Source organism: Aneurinibacillus thermoaerophilus, assembly GCF_019603355.1.
GTDB lineage: Bacteria > Bacillota > Bacilli > Aneurinibacillales > Aneurinibacillaceae > Aneurinibacillus > Aneurinibacillus thermoaerophilus.
This window is the reverse complement of sequence record NZ_CP080764.1, coordinates 2,828,050-2,844,719: the sequence shown is the minus strand read 5'-3', so window position 1 is coordinate 2,844,719 and position 16,670 is coordinate 2,828,050. Positions and strand designations below refer to the sequence as shown.

At 47.8% G+C, this 16,670-nt stretch carries 18 protein-coding genes and 1 other annotated feature; all 18 genes read left to right on the top strand.

Annotated features, from left to right (window positions below):
- Positions 1–5 precede the first annotated feature (5 nt).
- The 18 genes from K3F53_RS14755 (at position 6) to obgE (ending at position 16,512) form a co-directional block, all read left to right on the top strand.
- The gene (locus K3F53_RS14755; RefSeq protein WP_220559078.1) at positions 6–1,205 is read left to right on the top strand and encodes a hypothetical protein; all 1,200 of its coding nucleotides are present in this window, start codon (positions 6–8) and stop codon (positions 1,203–1,205) included.
- Between the two features lie 167 nt (positions 1,206–1,372).
- A complete protein-coding gene (locus K3F53_RS14750) occupies positions 1,373–1,978 on the top strand; it encodes a Maf family protein (RefSeq protein ID WP_220559077.1) in 606 nt (201 codons plus the stop codon).
- A gap of 90 nt (positions 1,979–2,068) precedes the next feature.
- Entirely contained in the window at positions 2,069–2,782 is a 714-nt protein-coding gene (radC, locus tag K3F53_RS14745) for a RadC family protein (protein ID WP_091260401.1), read from the top strand.
- A gap of 104 nt (positions 2,783–2,886) precedes the next feature.
- Complete coding sequence (locus K3F53_RS14740) at positions 2,887–3,924, top strand: rod shape-determining protein (RefSeq protein WP_057897891.1); 1,038 nt, start codon at positions 2,887–2,889, stop codon at positions 3,922–3,924.
- 14 nt (positions 3,925–3,938) lie between these two features.
- Positions 3,939–4,844: a rod shape-determining protein MreC gene (gene mreC / locus K3F53_RS14735; protein ID WP_057897892.1), complete on the top strand. Its 906-nt coding sequence runs from the start codon at positions 3,939–3,941 to the stop codon at positions 4,842–4,844.
- Between the two features lie 30 nt (positions 4,845–4,874).
- Positions 4,875–5,390 carry a rod shape-determining protein MreD gene (mreD, locus tag K3F53_RS14730; RefSeq protein WP_057897893.1) on the top strand — a complete coding sequence of 172 codons (516 nt, stop codon included), beginning with the start codon at positions 4,875–4,877 and terminating at the stop codon, positions 5,388–5,390.
- Positions 5,391–5,453: 63 nt separating this feature from the next.
- Positions 5,454–6,128 carry a septum site-determining protein MinC gene (minC, locus tag K3F53_RS14725; protein ID WP_057897894.1) on the top strand — a complete coding sequence of 225 codons (675 nt, stop codon included), beginning with the start codon at positions 5,454–5,456 and terminating at the stop codon, positions 6,126–6,128.
- Positions 6,129–6,139: 11 nt separating this feature from the next.
- A complete protein-coding gene (gene minD / locus K3F53_RS14720) occupies positions 6,140–6,937 on the top strand; it encodes a septum site-determining protein MinD (protein WP_057897895.1) in 798 nt (265 codons plus the stop codon).
- Between the two features lie 29 nt (positions 6,938–6,966).
- A complete protein-coding gene (rodA, locus tag K3F53_RS14715; protein WP_057897896.1) occupies positions 6,967–8,103 on the top strand; it encodes a rod shape-determining protein RodA in 1,137 nt (378 codons plus the stop codon).
- A 140-nt stretch (positions 8,104–8,243) separates the two neighbouring features.
- On the top strand, positions 8,244–9,089 hold the full coding sequence (locus K3F53_RS14710) for a M23 family metallopeptidase (protein ID WP_220559076.1): 846 nt from the start codon (positions 8,244–8,246) through the stop codon (positions 9,087–9,089).
- Complete coding sequence (locus K3F53_RS14705; RefSeq protein ID WP_057897898.1) at positions 9,082–9,942, top strand: M50 family metallopeptidase; 861 nt, start codon at positions 9,082–9,084, stop codon at positions 9,940–9,942. The genes K3F53_RS14710 and K3F53_RS14705 overlap by 8 nt, the downstream gene beginning before the upstream one ends.
- 36 nt (positions 9,943–9,978) lie before the next feature.
- Entirely contained in the window at positions 9,979–11,463 is a 1,485-nt protein-coding gene (locus K3F53_RS14700) for an Rne/Rng family ribonuclease (protein WP_057897899.1), read from the top strand.
- An 89-nt stretch (positions 11,464–11,552) separates the two neighbouring features.
- Positions 11,553–11,633: a sequence feature (ribosomal protein L21 leader region), on the top strand.
- Positions 11,634–11,647: 14 nt separating this feature from the next.
- A complete protein-coding gene (rplU, locus tag K3F53_RS14695) occupies positions 11,648–11,959 on the top strand; it encodes a 50S ribosomal protein L21 (RefSeq protein WP_057897900.1) in 312 nt (103 codons plus the stop codon).
- A complete protein-coding gene (locus K3F53_RS14690; protein WP_057897901.1) occupies positions 11,959–12,294 on the top strand; it encodes a ribosomal-processing cysteine protease Prp in 336 nt (111 codons plus the stop codon). The genes rplU and K3F53_RS14690 overlap by 1 nt, the downstream gene beginning before the upstream one ends.
- Before the next feature lie 16 nt (positions 12,295–12,310).
- On the top strand, positions 12,311–12,601 hold the full coding sequence (gene rpmA, locus K3F53_RS14685; protein WP_057897902.1) for a 50S ribosomal protein L27: 291 nt from the start codon (positions 12,311–12,313) through the stop codon (positions 12,599–12,601).
- Positions 12,602–12,786: 185 nt separating this feature from the next.
- Positions 12,787–14,496 carry a pyruvate oxidase gene (locus tag K3F53_RS14680; protein WP_220559075.1) on the top strand — a complete coding sequence of 570 codons (1,710 nt, stop codon included), beginning with the start codon at positions 12,787–12,789 and terminating at the stop codon, positions 14,494–14,496.
- 114 nt (positions 14,497–14,610) lie between these two features.
- Positions 14,611–15,192 (top strand): Spo0B domain-containing protein, encoded by a 582-nt coding sequence (locus K3F53_RS14675; RefSeq protein ID WP_057897904.1) that lies wholly within the window; start codon positions 14,611–14,613, stop codon positions 15,190–15,192.
- Positions 15,193–15,228: 36 nt separating this feature from the next.
- The gene (obgE, locus tag K3F53_RS14670; RefSeq protein ID WP_091260091.1) at positions 15,229–16,512 is read left to right on the top strand and encodes a GTPase ObgE; all 1,284 of its coding nucleotides are present in this window, start codon (positions 15,229–15,231) and stop codon (positions 16,510–16,512) included.
- The last annotated feature ends 158 nt before the right edge of the window (positions 16,513–16,670 follow it).

Here is a 16,670-nt window from a genome sequence, read left to right as displayed (position 1 = left end):
TTCACATGAAGAAAAGACCGGACTATACGATTCGCATAAGGCCACGGGAAGAGCTGTCCCGATCGGAGGTGAAGGCGTCTGCTGCGTCGCGCCCGAAAATCAAGCTAAATTGTTCGCCTGTTTCTGTTATTCCAGCGAAAGCGGAGGAGCAGAACGAACCGTTATCTCCGCCTGTAGCTGCCGCAGTAACAGAGAGCATGATGAATCATAAGGAAATAGAAGAAGTAGAAAGTATAGGTTTTCGTGCGCCCATTACACCGTTATTCGGACACAAAAAGCGCTCAGGTCGTTCTTTCAAGCCGCCGCGGAATTTTTTTCAACTGTCCGCAGTTGTCGGAGGCGCTGTATCCGTCGGGCTTTTGTTCGGCTATGTTATCTTGCACACATTTACGACCGGGTCGACGCCAACCGTAGAAGATATGACAAAGCCGTCTGTAGCTTTGACACAGAAAGGGGAAAACAGAGCAGCAGGGCGGACAAGCACAGAAATAGGCACGCAAGCTTCCGTGCAAGGGCAGTCGGCCGTGCCCAAGAGAAAATCCTTAACGCTCACACTTCCGGTTATGTCCTTGTATATGGTGCAGGGGGGCGTGTTTAGCACCAGGGCGGGAGCGGAACAGGAAGCCGCCGCTTTGCGGGAGAAAGGTTGGCCGGTGCATATGGTGGAAGAAGCGGGCAAACAAATGCTGTTTCTCGGAGTTAGCGCTTTGCGGGATGATGCGCTTGCGCTTGCCCAAGTGTATCGCGCGGACAAGCAGGAGGTTTATATTAAAGAGAAGAGTCTGCCTGCGGGAACAATAACGGTTGCGGTACCGGAGGAGCTAACATCCTCAACGATGGAAGAAATCAAGCGTTTTGGTCAGACACAGGCGGATTTGTTTCAGAATGTGTCGCTCCTTACCGGAGAAGGATTTAAGACAGGAAAAATCGAGCAGGCCGCCATTCAAAAAATGATGGCCAAACACCGGGAGTTGTTGCAGCAGGGAAGAAGCTTGACAACCGTACTTGCTGAGCAACAGAAAACATTATTGCAAAGTGCTTTAAATGAAATGACGACCGCCGTCACCACATTGCAGCAGTTCTCATCCCAGCCGAACAGGACATATTTATGGCAGGCAGAGGAAAAAATATTACGGTTTATCGCTTTTTATAAGCAATGGCAGGAAGCGATGGCAACACCGGCCGCATCTTCTTCTCCCTTTTAGAAAAGAACAGGATTTTATTTCCTGTTCTGTTTGTTTTTACATGACTAAACGTTTCGCTTTTCGTTATTGTGCTGCTTAAAGGTCTTTGCTAAACTTAATATGATATAAGTCGATAAGGAAGAAGAAGCATATCTTTACAGTACCCAAGTAGGAGCAGGTGAATCACTTTGGCAAAAACAAACCAGCCTTCCATTGTTCTCGCGTCGGCGTCTGCTCGGCGCAAAGAATTGCTGGCCGGATTGGGCCTTACGTTTATCGTGCAGCCGAGCGTGGCGAGCGAAGTGGTGGAGGAAGAAGTATCCCCTGAGGAGTACGTGACCATTCTTGCACAGCGCAAGGCTAGAGATGTGGCATTTTCGCTTGCGGACAATGAGAATGAATCGTTTCTCGTCATCGGTTCCGACACCATAGTGGTATTGGACGATACCATTCTGGGTAAGCCCGGACATGAAGAAGAAGCGTTCCGTATGCTGTCAAGCCTGCAGGGAAGGACGCATACGGTTTATACTGGCGTCTGTATTGTCGAAACGGCGACAGGCAGAGAGAAAAGCGGATACCGGGCTACGAAAGTTACCATGCGGAAGCTAACACCGGATAAGATTCGCCGCTACATCGCTACCGGCGAGCCGATGGATAAAGCGGGCGCGTACGGTATTCAAGGGTATGGAGCGATGCTTGTATCCCATCTTGAGGGAGATTATTTTTCTGTAGTCGGACTTCCAGTCGCATTGGTTAGTGACTTTCTGGAAGAATTTGGTGTAAAATTACTATAGGCGTCCGCCTATGCCGGATATGCCTATGGGGATGCACCATTAGGAAGGCAGCAGGAATGGCCCCGTATTTTTACGAATGGGGGAGTCCATATGCAACAGAGGGACATGCTGTCTCAAGACTATTATCCTATGCTGAAAAATATGCCGGAATCAGACAGGCCGCGGGAACGGATGATGCGGGTAGGGCCAGGTGCGCTTTCTGACGCGGAATTGCTGGCCCTGCTCTTGCGCACCGGGTCTGCGGAAGAGTCGGTGATGTCGCTTGCCTGCCGGGTATTAAACCGGTTTGAAGGGGTGCGTGGTTTAAAATCGGCTTCGTTCGAAGAACTGATCGCGATGAAGGGAATCGGTCCGGCAAAAGCTTTGCTGATTATGGCTGGTCTTGAGCTGGGAAAACGCATGAGCACTGCCCTTCCGTCCGACCGTTTTGCCATTCGTTCGCCGAAAGACGTCGCCGATGTTATGATGGAAGAGTTGCGTTATCACACACAAGAACATTTTGTCTGCTTGTACCTCAATACAAAGAATCACATTATCGGCAGAGAAACAATTTTTATTGGAAGCTTGAATTCATCCATTGTTCACCCACGTGAAGTCTACAAAGAAGCGATTCGCCGCAGCAGTGCCTCCGTGATTTGTCTTCATAATCATCCAAGTGGTGATCCCGCACCGAGCCGGGAAGATATTGACGTAACGCGTCGTCTTCAAGAAGCGGGGCGTATTCTTGGCATTGAATTGCTTGATCACGTTATTATTGGTGATGGACGATTTTACAGTATGAAAGAGAAGGGGCATTTAGCATAATGCTATCCTTTTCCTTATTGAAAAAGTATAGGGTTTCAGTATAATTTTATAGTTGTTGTCGCAAGATTACATATGCGCTTAACATGAAGGGAGAAATTACACCGATGTTTGGTAGCTTTAATAGAGATATGGGTATTGACCTTGGTACGGCCAATACGCTTGTATATGCGAAGTCGAAAGGAATTGTTGTTCGTGAACCATCTGTTGTCGCGCTGCGCACAGATACCGGGAGTATTGAAGCGGTAGGGAATTCAGCCAAAAGCATGATCGGTAGAACGCCGGGCAATATTGTGGCGGTTCGTCCTATGAAAGACGGTGTTATTGCCGATTTTGAAACGACGGCTACGATGTTGCGCTACTTTATTGAGCAGGCGCAGAAAAACCGTGGCCTGTTTTCGCGCAAGCCGAATGTGATGGTATGCGTTCCTTCCGGTATTACTGCGGTAGAAAAACGCGCAGTAGAAGACGCGACAAAGCTTGCAGGTGCGCGTGAAGCGTTTACGATTGAGGAGCCGTTTGCTGCGGCTATTGGCGCAGATCTTCCTGTATGGGAACCGACCGGAAGCATGGTTGTTGATATCGGCGGCGGTACGACAGAAGTAGCGATCATTTCGCTGGGCGGAATTGTGACAAGCAAATCCATCCGTGTTGCTGGCGATGAAATGGATGAAGCAATTATCCAATATATTAAGAAGAAATATAATTTGATGATCGGGGAGCGGACAGCGGAAACGCTGAAGATGGAAATCGGTTCCGCCATTCCGCCAGAGCAGCCGGAAAAAATGGATATTCGTGGCCGCGATTTGATTTCTGGTTTGCCGAAGACAATCGAAATTACAGCTGAGGAAATTGCTGAAGCGCTGAGTGAGACCGTGACAAGCATTGTGGACGCGGTGAAAATTACCCTGGAGAAAAGCCCGCCGGAGCTGGCGGCCGATATTATGGATCGCGGTATTGTACTGACTGGCGGTGGCGCGCTGTTGCGCAATCTGGATAAACTTCTGGCGGAAGAGACAGGTATGCCTGTGCTTGTAGCGGAAAATGCTCTTGATTGCGTGGCAATTGGTACAGGCCGTGCGCTTGAAAATCTTCATTTATTTAAATCAAAATCTGGCATCACGATGCGTTCCAGCCGCAAGTAAGCAGGTGTTGAGGAGTGTCCAGTTTCTTTGGCAATAAGCGGTTAATTGCGATACTCATGGGGTTGATTGTGCTGATTGTGGTGATGGGTGCTACGTTAAAGGAGCGCCCTTTTCCCACATGGCCGGAACGGTTGGTGAAAGACTCCGTTTCATTTGTTCAGGGACTCTTTTACAAGCCGACCATGCTTGTTTCCGGTTTTTTTCAAGATGTTAGGGACATTTATAACGTATACGAAGAGAACAAGGCATTGAAAGCGGAACTGGATAAGCACGCGAAGCTGAAGGGGGAAGTGGAAGAACTTCGCCGCGAAAATGCCCGCTTGCGTTCCATGATTAATATTAAAGATGACAAACTGAGAGGGTATAAGTGGTATGCGGCCGATGTCATCGCACGTACACCAGATCGCTGGAACAACACGCTGATTATCAGCAAAGGAAAAAACGATGGTATCGAACCGGATATGGCCGTCATATCGTCACAGGGCGCGCTTATCGGGCGCATCAAGAACGTCTCCCATTTTTCTTCGCAGGTTGAATTGTTGATGGATATCGAACAGGCAAATCACATTTCAGCAGTGATTCAAGGGAGTCAGGCGATTTACGGAGTCATCGAGAGCTATGACTTAGAAAAGCATGAACTTATCATGCGTAAAATTCCAAAAACAAAAGATTTGAAGATTGTGCCGGGTCAATACGTGACCACTTCCGGTATGGGAGGCGTGATGCCACCGGGCTTAGTTATCGGACGTGTAAGTTCCGTCGAGGAGGGAGATTACGGATTAACACAGACCGCGCGCATCACTCCGTTGGCGAATTTCTATCAGATTGAACAGGTGTTCGTGGTTAAGCGCGATTTTGTCGCCAAGCCGGAATCGATAGAGCAGGAAAAAGAACAACGTGCGAAGAAGGCTAACAAGTAACGGAACCTTTAGAAAGGCAGGGCTTGGCAAGTGAGAATTGGCGCAATATCCGTTGTCATGTTTTTTCTGTTTTTAATTGAAGGTACGATTGCCCAGGTGTTCGCTTCGGAAGTATGGGATCTTCCTTGGCTTATCGTCCCTCGTTTCGTTTTGGTGGGGGTCGTGTTTATCGGGTTATATGGAGGCAGAAGAAGGGGATTTTTTTTCGGCCTGTGTTTCGGACTCCTTTATGATATTGTTTATGCTCAGGTTATTGGTGTGTACGCGTTTTCAACAGCGCTTTTGGGATATCTGGCTGGACTTGCGACCCGGTATTTTCACCAGAATTGGTTGCTTGTGTTCTTTACTGTGCTGCTCGTTATTTTTGTAAACGAGTTGCTTGTATATGAGATTTATCATTTATTTAATATAGTCTACATGAGCTGGATTCATTTATTCACGAAAGAGATAATCCCCACCGTTATTGTTAATGCGCTGTATGCTGTACTCATTTTCCGACCGATGAGCAAGCTGCTTAAGCAATCGCGGATCGAGGAGCTTACGTAAGCATTGTGCAGGAGACCTTCGCTTTCGTAGCGAATAATAAGGATATGGGGTGGATCTTTGGCTATGACGAAAATAAAACAAAAAGTGATGATCAAAGGAACCAAAGAGGGCCTCGTGTTTCACATGGATGACACCTGTTCGTTTGACAGTCTGCTTCAAGAATTACGAGAGAAAGTCGAGAACAGCCATCAGCGGATTTTGACCGGCCCTACCGTTGGGATTACGGTTAAGTTGGGGATGCGCTATGTGTCGGAAGAACAGGAGCAGCAGATTCGGGACATTCTCAGAATGCGCGGCAATCTAGTTGTGAAGGCGATTGAATCCGATGTAATTACAAAGGAAGAGGCATTGCGCGACAAATTGGCCTCCCAGGTACGAATTTATACGCGTACGGTACGTTCTGGACAGGTAATACGTCATGAAGGCGATTTATTGCTGATTGGTGATGTCAACCCCGGAGCGCTTGTCATGTGTACAGGAAATATTTTTGTACTTGGGTCGTTGCGCGGAACGGCGCATGCCGGATGCAACGGCAACAAGGAATCCGTAATTGCCGCGTTTGAAATGTTTCCCGCACAAATCCGTATCGCCGGGATCGTGAACCGTAATTCGGATGGAAGGGAGCCTGAAGAGCTGACTTGGATGGAATTTGCGTATGTTGCCGAGGAGCGTCTGGTGATCGAAAAAATGAATCAATTGCATAAAATCCGGCCTGAATTGGGTCGGTTTGTCATATAGGGGGGATCCTTATGGGTGAAGCCATTGTGATTACATCGGGAAAAGGCGGGGTCGGCAAAACGACGACAACGGCCAATATTGGCACGGCTTTGGCGCAGCTGGGCAAACGCGTTTGTCTGGTGGATACTGATATCGGATTGCGTAACCTTGATCTTGTGATGGGACTGGAGAACCGTATCATTTTTGATCTGGTGGATGTTGTGGAAGGAAATTGTAAGCTTCATCAGGCGATGATTAAAGATAAGCGTTTTGATGATTTATTATACTTGCTTCCCGCTGCCCAGACAAAAGATAAATCAGCGGTTACGCCCGAACAAGTAAAAGAACTTATCGACCAGCTCAAGGCGGATTTTGATTACGTGTTGATTGATTGCCCGGCAGGAATCGAACAAGGATTCAGAAATGCGGTCATCGGCGCCGATAAGGCAATTGTTGTCACAACACCTGAAGTTTCTTCTATTCGTGACGCGGATCGAGTCATTGGTTTATTAGAGAGGGAAAACCTGGAAGGCACCTATTTGATCGTAAACCGTATCCGGCCGCATATGACGCGTACAGGCGATATGATTGATGTAGATGACGTGGTTGCGATGCTGTCGATCGATCCGATCGGATATGTGCCGGATGACGAAGAAGTAATCAAGCATTTAAATTTAAAAGAGCCGGTCGCAATGAATCACGAAGCGAAAGCCGGACTTGCATACCGCAATATCGCGCGCCGCATTTTGGGCGATTCGGTGCCGTTTCTAAATATGGATGAGCCAGAAGGATTTTTCAAGAAAGTGAAGCGTTTATTCGGCATTAGATAAGGTGTGGTGCATGCATCGGAGGATGAAGCATGGATTTTGAAAAAAAATATATACGGAATTTGGATTGGCTCTTAATTTTGCTTCTGGTGTGCTTGGGAATCTTTAGTTTTATCGGGATTTCCGGCGCGACAACAACCGCCAATTACGAATGGAAGCAGGTAGTATGGTATGCCATTGGCTTTCTGATTCTGGCCACCGTTCTTTTGTTTGATTATCATTCATTCGGCAATCTTGCCTATGTGCTTTACGGTATTGGGCTGGTGCTTATTATTGGCGTACTGTTCACGCCCGAGAAGAGCGGTGCGCACAGCTGGTACCAGCTTGGTCTATTTGACTTTCAACCTTCCGAATTGATGAAGATTTTTACCATTCTCGCGGTTGCCAAATACATCTCCAAAAAGGATGAGCAGGAAGAGAAGATCGATAATCTAAAAGCGATGCTTCCGATTTTTCTGCTGATTGGCGTGCCGCTGTTGTTAATTCTTATTCAGCCGGATTTAGGAACATCGCTCGTATTTATCGGAATTTTGTTTTGCATGCTGATCGTGGCCGGTGTTCCTATGCGTTATTTCGTAATGCTTGGCCTTTTAGGCGCGATTTTTTTTGCTTCAATCGCTTATATTTTTATGTTTCATAAGGATTTCTTTTTTGACCATATTATGAAACCATATCAATGGAAGAGGATTGAGGTTTGGCTGGATCCTTATGACCCGAAATACAAGGATGACGGCTACCAGCTTAGACAGTCATTGACAGCTGTCGGCTCCGGACAGCTTCTGGGAAAAGGGATTAACCAAGGAACACAGGCACGCAACGGTTGGGTTCCGGTTGGGGAGAGCGACTTTGTGTTCACTGTAATCGCTGAGGAACTAGGTTTTATTGGCTCCAGCATTTTGATTTTTATTTATTTCTTCTTTATCTATCGGATGCTCCGCATCGCTATGGAAGCAAAAGATACATTCGGCATGTATGTCATTGCCGGGGTTATCGGAATGTATGTGTTTCAGATTTTCGAGAACATCGGGATGACGATTCAGCTGATGCCGATCACCGGACTTCCATTGCCGTTTATCAGTTATGGTGGAAGTTCGCTTGTGACGAACTTTTTTGTGATGGGGATTGTCCTCAGCATTGGAATGCGGCGGAAAAAATTGATGTTTGAATAAGTGCGAAGGGAAGCGCGCCTGTACATCCCGCGAAACGGACAGGCGCGCTTCCTTCTTTCTACAAGATTTAAGTGGGAATAGCCTTCCTTCCTCCCTCATACACTTGTACAAAAGGCAAAGGGAGCGAGGGGTGTGGAAGCATGGCGCGTTTTGATATGGATGGCATTAAGCGACGCAGGGAGGAAAGGCTTCGCCGTTTAAGAGAACAGATGGAAGATACGTATTCTTCTTATTTTTTTGAGGATAGTGGCGAGTTGCCGCCGGTGTATAAAGAACCTATATATCGCCAGCGGGAGTGGGAAGAGCCGTGGGAGCGCTATGGGCACAAGGAAAGCAGTTCACGTTCTATGTTAAGCTTTGGAATGTCTCACAAAACAGTGAAACGGAGAGACAAATTATTTATTAAAATTATAGCGTCGTTTTTTTTGCTTAGTTTGGCGTATGTCATTAACAATGTTTCTTTTCCGGGAGCTGAGAAATACCGGACAGTAATGAATGAGGTTATGCACCGTTCGTATGATTTCGCCGGTATGTCGGCCTGGTATGAAAAGAATTTCGGCTCTGTGCCCACCTTGCTGCCAAATGTGGGCGGTCTTGGCAACGAAGTACAACCTGTGCTGCGAGCGCAGAATATGCTATTAAAAGCGCCTGCTTCGGGCAAAGTCGTACAGACGTTTGCCGAACAGGGGAGCGGGATTTATTTCACGCCAGGTGAAACTTCTATCCGTGCGGTCGATCAAGGATGGGTCACCTTCGTGGGCCAAAAAGAAGGGCTAGGCAACACGGTGATTATCCAGCATGCTAAAGGAATGGAAACATGGTACGCAGGGCTTGCGGAAGTGGAAGTAAAGCAAAATGATTGGGTGGAGATTCAACACACTATCGGAAAAGCGGCGAAAGAAGGACACTTGATTAATCCGGTATATTTCGCAGTGAAGAAAAATGGGCAATTCGTGAATCCACAGGATGTGGTTCATTTTGAATAATATCTCACTACATGTACACCCGCTGTTCTGGCTGATTATGCTCGGCGCGTTGCTTGTCGGTCAGTTTATGGAGGTCATTACGCTGTTTAGCATTGTGTTACTGCATGAATTGGGACATGTTACAGCCGCCCGCTGGTATGGATGGCGGGTTAAACGTATTGAATTGCTTCCGTTTGGTGGCGTGTTGGAGATCGAAGAGTGGGGAAATACGATGCCGGGGGCGGAATTCGTCGTAGCGCTGGCGGGCCCGCTTGTCAATGCGTTGCTCATCGTTTTCGGCTTGGCGATGATGCAGCTTGAAATATGGTCGTCTGTTTGGACGGCTTTTTTTGTGTACAGTAATTTGCTAATTGGTGGGTTTAATTTGCTTCCTATCTGGCCGCTTGATGGGGGGAGGGTAATGCAGACCGCTTTGAGTCTTGTTTTGCCTTACCGCCAGGCGATGCTATGGTCGATATATATAAGCGGCGCAGGGGCGGCCGGATTGATTGCGTGGAGTTTGTCTTTTGAACCATCGCCGCATTTGAACGGGTTGGCGGTGGCATTTTATCTGCTGTTTAGCGCGTGGATGGCGTATCGGCAGCGTCATGTTCAATTTATAAGGTTTTTGCTTGCACGAAAGACGCAATTAGAGGAAGGATTAGGCCCGGAAATAGAACGTTTAGTATCCGTACCACCTACGCTCACGCTCGCTCAGGCAGTAAAAAAAATCAAGCGCAATTCTTACCAATTTTTTATTGTGCACGGACGCTCGCTGCCTAGTTCTGGTACCGTATTTTCAGAAAAAGTGCTGCTTGCCTATTATTTTTCCGGACGATCACCCCATTGTGCAGTAGAGGAACTTTTGCGGTAAAATTGAGAAGAAAAGAAAGCGTAAGGAGGACAACTGTTGAAGCAAATAATCATCAACTGTACCGGCCGCGAAGCGAGAGTGGCCATGTTGGAAGGCGGTCGGTTGGTTGAATTATACATCGAACGGCCGGAAGGGCGACGGATCGTCGGCAACATTTATAAAGGACGGGTAGAAAATGTGTTGCCAGGCATGCAGGCGGCATTTATCGATATCGGTATGGAAAAAAATGCGTATTTATACGTAGCTGACTGTTTGCCACCGGAGACAGAGCCTGAGGAAGGGAAGAGGCCCTCCATTAATGAGCTGATTACGCAAGGCCAAGAGATTATCGTTCAAGTCAGTAAAGAAGCGTTTGGCACGAAAGGTGCTAAAGTAACAACACAGCTCTCTTTGCCTGGGCGCTACATTGTATATTTGCCGAATGTGACCTATATTGGGGTATCACGTCGCATACGCAAGGAAAAAGAACGCGAACGTCTACGCCGGATGGCACGCGAGATTCTGGGACCGAATGAGGGAATCATTATCCGGACGATGGCCGAGGGAATGAGTCGAGCTGAGCTGGAGGCGGACGTTTCATTTCTGAGAGCGTGTTGGGAACAGGTGTGGAGCGAGAAAAAGCATGTTCGCCCGCCCGCGCTCGTCTACCAAGACTTAGATCTTGTCTCCCGCGTGGTGCGCGATTTTGTAGATGAAGAAGTAGAAGAAATCATGATTGACAGTCGCCCGCGCTACGCGGAAGTTCGAGCATTGCTCGCCCGTTACCGGCCTGAGTGGGAGCAGAAAATTCGATTGTATACCGGGGCCGAGGAGATTTTTTCTTATTATGGCTTGGACGGGGAAATCGAACGGGCGCTGAGACGGAAAGTATGGCTAAAGAGCGGCGGTTATTTGGTCATTGATCAGACGGAAGCGATGACCGTTTTTGATGTAAATACCGGCAAGTATACAGGCAGTCATACCCTTGAGGAAACGGTTCTGAAGACCAACCTGGAAGCATGTCGTGAAATTGTCCGCCAGCTTCGTTTGCGCAACATTGGCGGCATTGTTATTATCGATTTCATTGACATGGAGAAAGAAGAAAATCGGCTCCAGGTGTTGGAGTGTATGGAAGGGGAATTGCGGAAAGACAAGACAAAGACACAAGTGCTTGGATTTACCCGCTTGGGGCTGCTTGAACTGACACGCAAAAAAGAGCGGCAAAATCTTGCTGATATCTTGCTGCGCGTGTGTCCTTGCTGCGAAGGAACAGGCAGAATCACAGCCGAAGAGACGCTTGCGAGTGCGCTGGAACGCGAACTCGCAAGCTTCAGTCACGATGACCGCGTGGAAGCGGTCTTGCTTGAAGTGCATCCCCATATCGCCCGCGTGTTTGTGGAACGGGACTATATAGAAGAATTGCGGAATAGCACGAGCATTGCTCTCTATATTGCGGAAAATTCTGCTCTTGATCAACAGCGGTATCGCATCCTGTTTGCGGGGAGTGAAGCAGAAGCGCGGAGACGCTTACAGAAACAGTGATAAACACTTCCTTCTCGCGGTGTTTAGGTTGCTTTTCTTGCAAGAATATGATAAGCTGTTTTTTGTTAACTGGTGTGCTTGACACCTCAAGCATACTACAACCGCTCGATTAAGGTTTGCAAGCCGGCGTATATGCGCCGCACCGGATATCGGCGAGTCTTAGTATATAGGGGAGGTGCAACGAATGTACGCAATTATCGAAACTGGCGGTAAGCAATACAAAGTAGAAAAAGGTACTGAACTGTACATCGAAAAGCTGGCAAACGCTGAGGGTGAGACAGTTACTTTCGACCGCGTATTGCTGGTGGCTGGCGATGGCGGTGTGAAAGTAGGCGCTCCGGTAGTGGAAGGTGCTACTGTTACTGCGAAAGTAGAACGTCACGGTAAAGGTAAGAAAATTATCGTGTACAAATACAAAGCAAAGAAAAACTACCGTCGTAAGCAAGGTCACCGTCAACCTTATACGAAGGTTGTTATCGAAGCGATCAACGCGTAATGATTACGGTGCAGGTGAAGCGCCGCGGCGATGACTCCATTGAAGAAATCAAGATTTCTGGACATGCCTATGCTGGGGAGCCTGGACATGATCTAGTATGTGCCGCCGTATCGGGCATTTCGCTTGGAGGAATCAACGCGGTTGAACTGTTGTTAAACATAGAGCTGCCAGTCAAACAGGGTGAAAGTGGTTTTCTACATGTGAAAGTACCGGACGACTACGCTCCGGAACTTCAAGAGAAAGTGCAGCTTTTGCTTGAGGGCATGATTGCCTCGTTGTATTCGGTAGCGTTAAGTAACGGCAAATATGTTCGGGTTATCGACAGATTGAAATAGTAAGGAGGTGTCCCTTATGTTAAGAATGGATCTGCAATTCTTCGCCTCGAAAAAAGGGGTAGGTAGTACCAAAAACGGCCGTGACTCTATCGCGAAGCGTTTGGGTGCCAAGCGTGCGGACGGTCAATTCGTAAAAGCCGGTAACATTCTGTACCGTCAACGTGGTACAAAAATTTATCCGGGTGCGAACGTAGGCCGCGGCGGTGACGATACGCTGTTCGCTCTGACTGATGGTATCGTGCGCTTCAAGCGTCTGGGCCGCGATCGCAAACAAGTGGTTGTTGAACCGGTAGCAAGCGAAGTGTAATAATCGTTTAAATAAAAAGACCGTTGACGTACGTCAACGGTCTTTTTTATCGTACCGAAGGGACACGAAACGGCCGTTTGGCTTTCTTTGAAGAAAAAGGACGAGCGGTAACGCCCGCAAGTTTTTCTTGACGTTTTGTTTTTTTGTTTTGCGGCACACTAGAAAAAAAAGAAAGGGTGCTGCTTATGTTTAGAAAAAATGGGGCAGAAGCACTTGTTGACACGCTGATTGAGTGGGGAGTTGACCACGTATATGGAATGCCTGGCGATTCGATTAATACGGTTATTGAGGCGTTTCGTCAGAAGAAGGATAAAATTAAGTTCATTCAGGTTCGCCATGAAGAAGCGGGGGCCCTGGCCGCCGCTTCCTATGCGAAACTTACCGGCAGGCTTGGCGTATGCCTTGCTGTTGCTGGGCCGGGTGCAATTCATTTGCTGAACGGTCTTTATGATGCCAAACTGGATCATGCACCGGTGCTGGCAATTACTGGACAGGTAATAACTGATTTATTGGGCCTTGATTATTTCCAAGAAGTGAATGTATCGCGTCTTTTTGATGATGTAGCCGTATATAACCAGATGATCGTTTCCCCGGGGCAAATTCCTTCAGTAGTAAATCAGGCGATTCGTACAGCATATGCGCGCAAAGGCGTGGCTGTTCTGACCATTCCAGGTGATGTGCCCGATATTGAATTAGACAGAAAAACGCGCTATACGTACGCCAAAGTGGACAGTGGAAATCTTGAGCCGCGTACGGAAGATATGGATGCCGCTTGCGAGGTTCTCAGCAAGGAAGGAAAAAAAGTCATTCTAGCGGGTAAAGGCGCACGGGGAGCACGTGAAGAACTGCTGGCATTCGCGGAAAGGCTTGGGGCGCCCATCGTGGTGACGCTTCCTGGAAAGGGCGTCGTACCGGATAAACACCCGTACTGCCTGGGAGGGCTTGGTCTAATTGGAACGAGAGCGGCGTACGATGCTATGCAAGAAGCAGATACGTTGTTTATGGTAGGTACTTCGTATCCGTTTACGGGATTTTTACCGGAGAAAGCGATGACCATCCAATTGGATACAGAACCTTGCCAAATCGGCAAGCGTTATCCGGTAGATATCGGTCTTATCGGGGAGGCAAAGCATACGCTTGCCCGATTGACAGAGCGAATTCCTTATCAGGAAAACAGGGAGTTTTTGGCTCGGTGCAAAGAAAAAATGGATAAATGGTGGGGGAAAATGGAGGAGCAGGAGAAAATCGAAAGCTCCTTGATCATGCCCCAGTATGTAGCACGAACACTGGAAGAGGTAGCGGAGGAGAACGCAGTGCTTTCGTGTGATGTCGGCAATGTAACAGTCTGGATGGCCCGCCATTTTCGGGTGACAAATCAATCGTTTATTACGTCCAGCTGGCTGGCTACGCTAGGATGCGGTCTGCCTGGCGCGATTGCCGCTCAGATTGCGTACCCGGAGCGCCAGGTATTCGCGATTTGTGGTGACGGGGGATTTGGCATGACGATGAACGATTTTGTCACAGCGATCAAATACAAGCTCCCGATTATTACTGTTGTATTTAATAATCATAAAATCGCCATGATTAAGTTCGAACAGGAAGCTATGGGCAATATTGAATACGCTACGAATTTGGTAAATCCGAATTTTGCAGCTTACGCAGAAGCGTGCGGTACGGTGGGATTCAGGGTGGAAAAGCGTGAGGAATTGTTGCCTGTTTTACAGAAAGCTGTCGCCGCCAGGCGTCCATGTATTGTTGACGTATTGGTGGAAGCAGACGAAGCACCGATGCCGCCGAAAATTACCTTTGGTCAGGCAGCAGGGTTTACCAAACATATGATAAAAGAATTTGTAGAGGAAGGACGCTTTACGTTACCACCTATACTTCGTGTGTAAAAGCCAGTTTTGCAGAATGAGGAAAACAGGTCGAAAATAAGCTTTTGCTTTTTGTACCTGTTTTCCCTATTTCTTATGACACGTCATGTCTTCTCTAGCCCTGGATGTGGTAAAATGTACAGAAAAGCCAAAGAGGGTGAACGCGGTATGAAGGAATTAATCGAAGTAATTAATCACCAACGGCATGACTGGCTTAATCATATTCAGGTCTTGCTCAGTTATTTGAAACTTGGGAAATATGATATGTGCGAGGAATACATACACCGCATCATTGCGGGGGCAAACAGGGACACGTTAGTCTCCCGCCTGGAATACCCTCCTGTTGTGGCTTATCTTCTCTCGTTTAACGCACTGCATTCCAATATGCGAATAGAAGTGGAAATTCCGGCTTCTTTTTCATTACTCAAGCTTAAAGAAGGAAATTGGCTGGGTGATTTTATTGTTTCTTTAGTAAAACTATATCAGCAACATGCCCTGTATAATGGCGGGGAAAGTAATACATTTCTGCTTACGTTGCATTACCAGGAAAGCGCTCTTAGAATTGTGGCAGATTTTGCGGGTGAACTTGATGTGAAAGGCATCGAAGCCGGGCTGAACGAGTTGTGTGCGCGGATGAGGGCATGTGGTGGCGAAGCATTGCTTATGCCTCATACAGCTTCAGAATCGGTTTTGGAGTGTGTCTTTCCTTTTGCCTAGGAGCGGAGAAGTTATTACGGAAAAGGTGGAATCAAGATGTTTGTAGATAGTGTAAAAGTATATGTTAAAGGAGGCGACGGCGGAAACGGTATCGTTGCTTTCCGCAGGGAAAAATACGTGCCGCAGGGCGGCCCAGCCGGCGGTGACGGCGGTCGTGGCGGTGACGTTGTGTTTGTTGTGGATGAGGGGTTGCGGACATTGGTGGATTTTCGCTATCAACGCCATTTTAAAGCGGCTAGGGGAGAGAATGGGCGACCAAAAGGCCAACATGGCGCGGGCGCAGAAGATTTGGTTGTTCGCGTGCCTCCGGGAACGACCGTTATTGATGATGATACCGGACAGGTTATTGCTGACCTGACAGTGAATGGTCAGCGCGCAGTGATTGCCAAAGGCGGCCGCGGTGGCCGCGGTAATATCCGGTTTGCGACGCCGGTGAACCCGGCGCCGGAAATTGCGGAGAACGGTGAACCCGGACAGGAACGTTATGTGCGTCTGGAGCTGAAAGTGCTAGCTGATGTTGGATTAGTAGGGTTTCCAAGTGTGGGTAAATCCACGCTTTTATCGGTCGTGTCGGCGGCGCGTCCCAAAATCGCGGCCTATCATTTTACGACGATTACGCCGAACTTGGGCGTGGTAGATATTGACGAGGAACGCAGTTTCGTAATGGCGGATTTGCCGGGACTGATTGAAGGCGCGCATGAAGGGGTTGGTCTGGGGCACCAGTTTTTGCGCCATGTTGAACGGACGCGGGTCATTGTTCACGTGATTGATATAGCAGGTTCTGAAGGCCGTGATCCGTATGAAGATTATATACAGATTAATGAAGAGTTGAAGTTGTATAATAAGAAACTGGAAGAGCGTCCGCAGATTATAGCCGCCAACAAAATGGATCTTCCGGGAGCGGAAGAGAATTTGCGGGAGTTTCGGAAGAAAGTCGGGGATGATATTCCAATTTATCCGATTTCAGCTGTGACCAAGCAAGGAGTGCGCGAGTTAATGTATAAGGTGGCCGATATGCTTGAGCATACTTCGAGGATACCGCTTATTGAGGATGTAGCAGACGAAGGGACAACGGTGGTGTATAAGGCGGAACAGGAACAGGAGCCGTTTACGGTTCGCCGCGAAAACGAGATTTTCGTGGTGGAAGGCGAGAAAATGGAGAAATTGGTGAAAATGACGAACTTAAATAGTCGGGATTCCATCCAGCGTTTTGCCCGTATGATGCGTAATATGGGCGTAGACGACGCGCTGCGCGAGAAGGGCGCGCAAAATGGTGATATTGTACGTATTGGCAAGTTTGAGTTTGAATTCGTGGAGTAAAAAGCAGGACGAAAAGTCTTGCTTTTTTTTATGGTGATGAGCGGCAACGCCCGCGAGTTTTTCTCATGTTTTTCCACTATGGACAGCGTTGAGAGAAAATATTTGAAAAATAAATGAATATCTCTTGTGAAATCAGAAAAAACAAAGTATAATGTCCA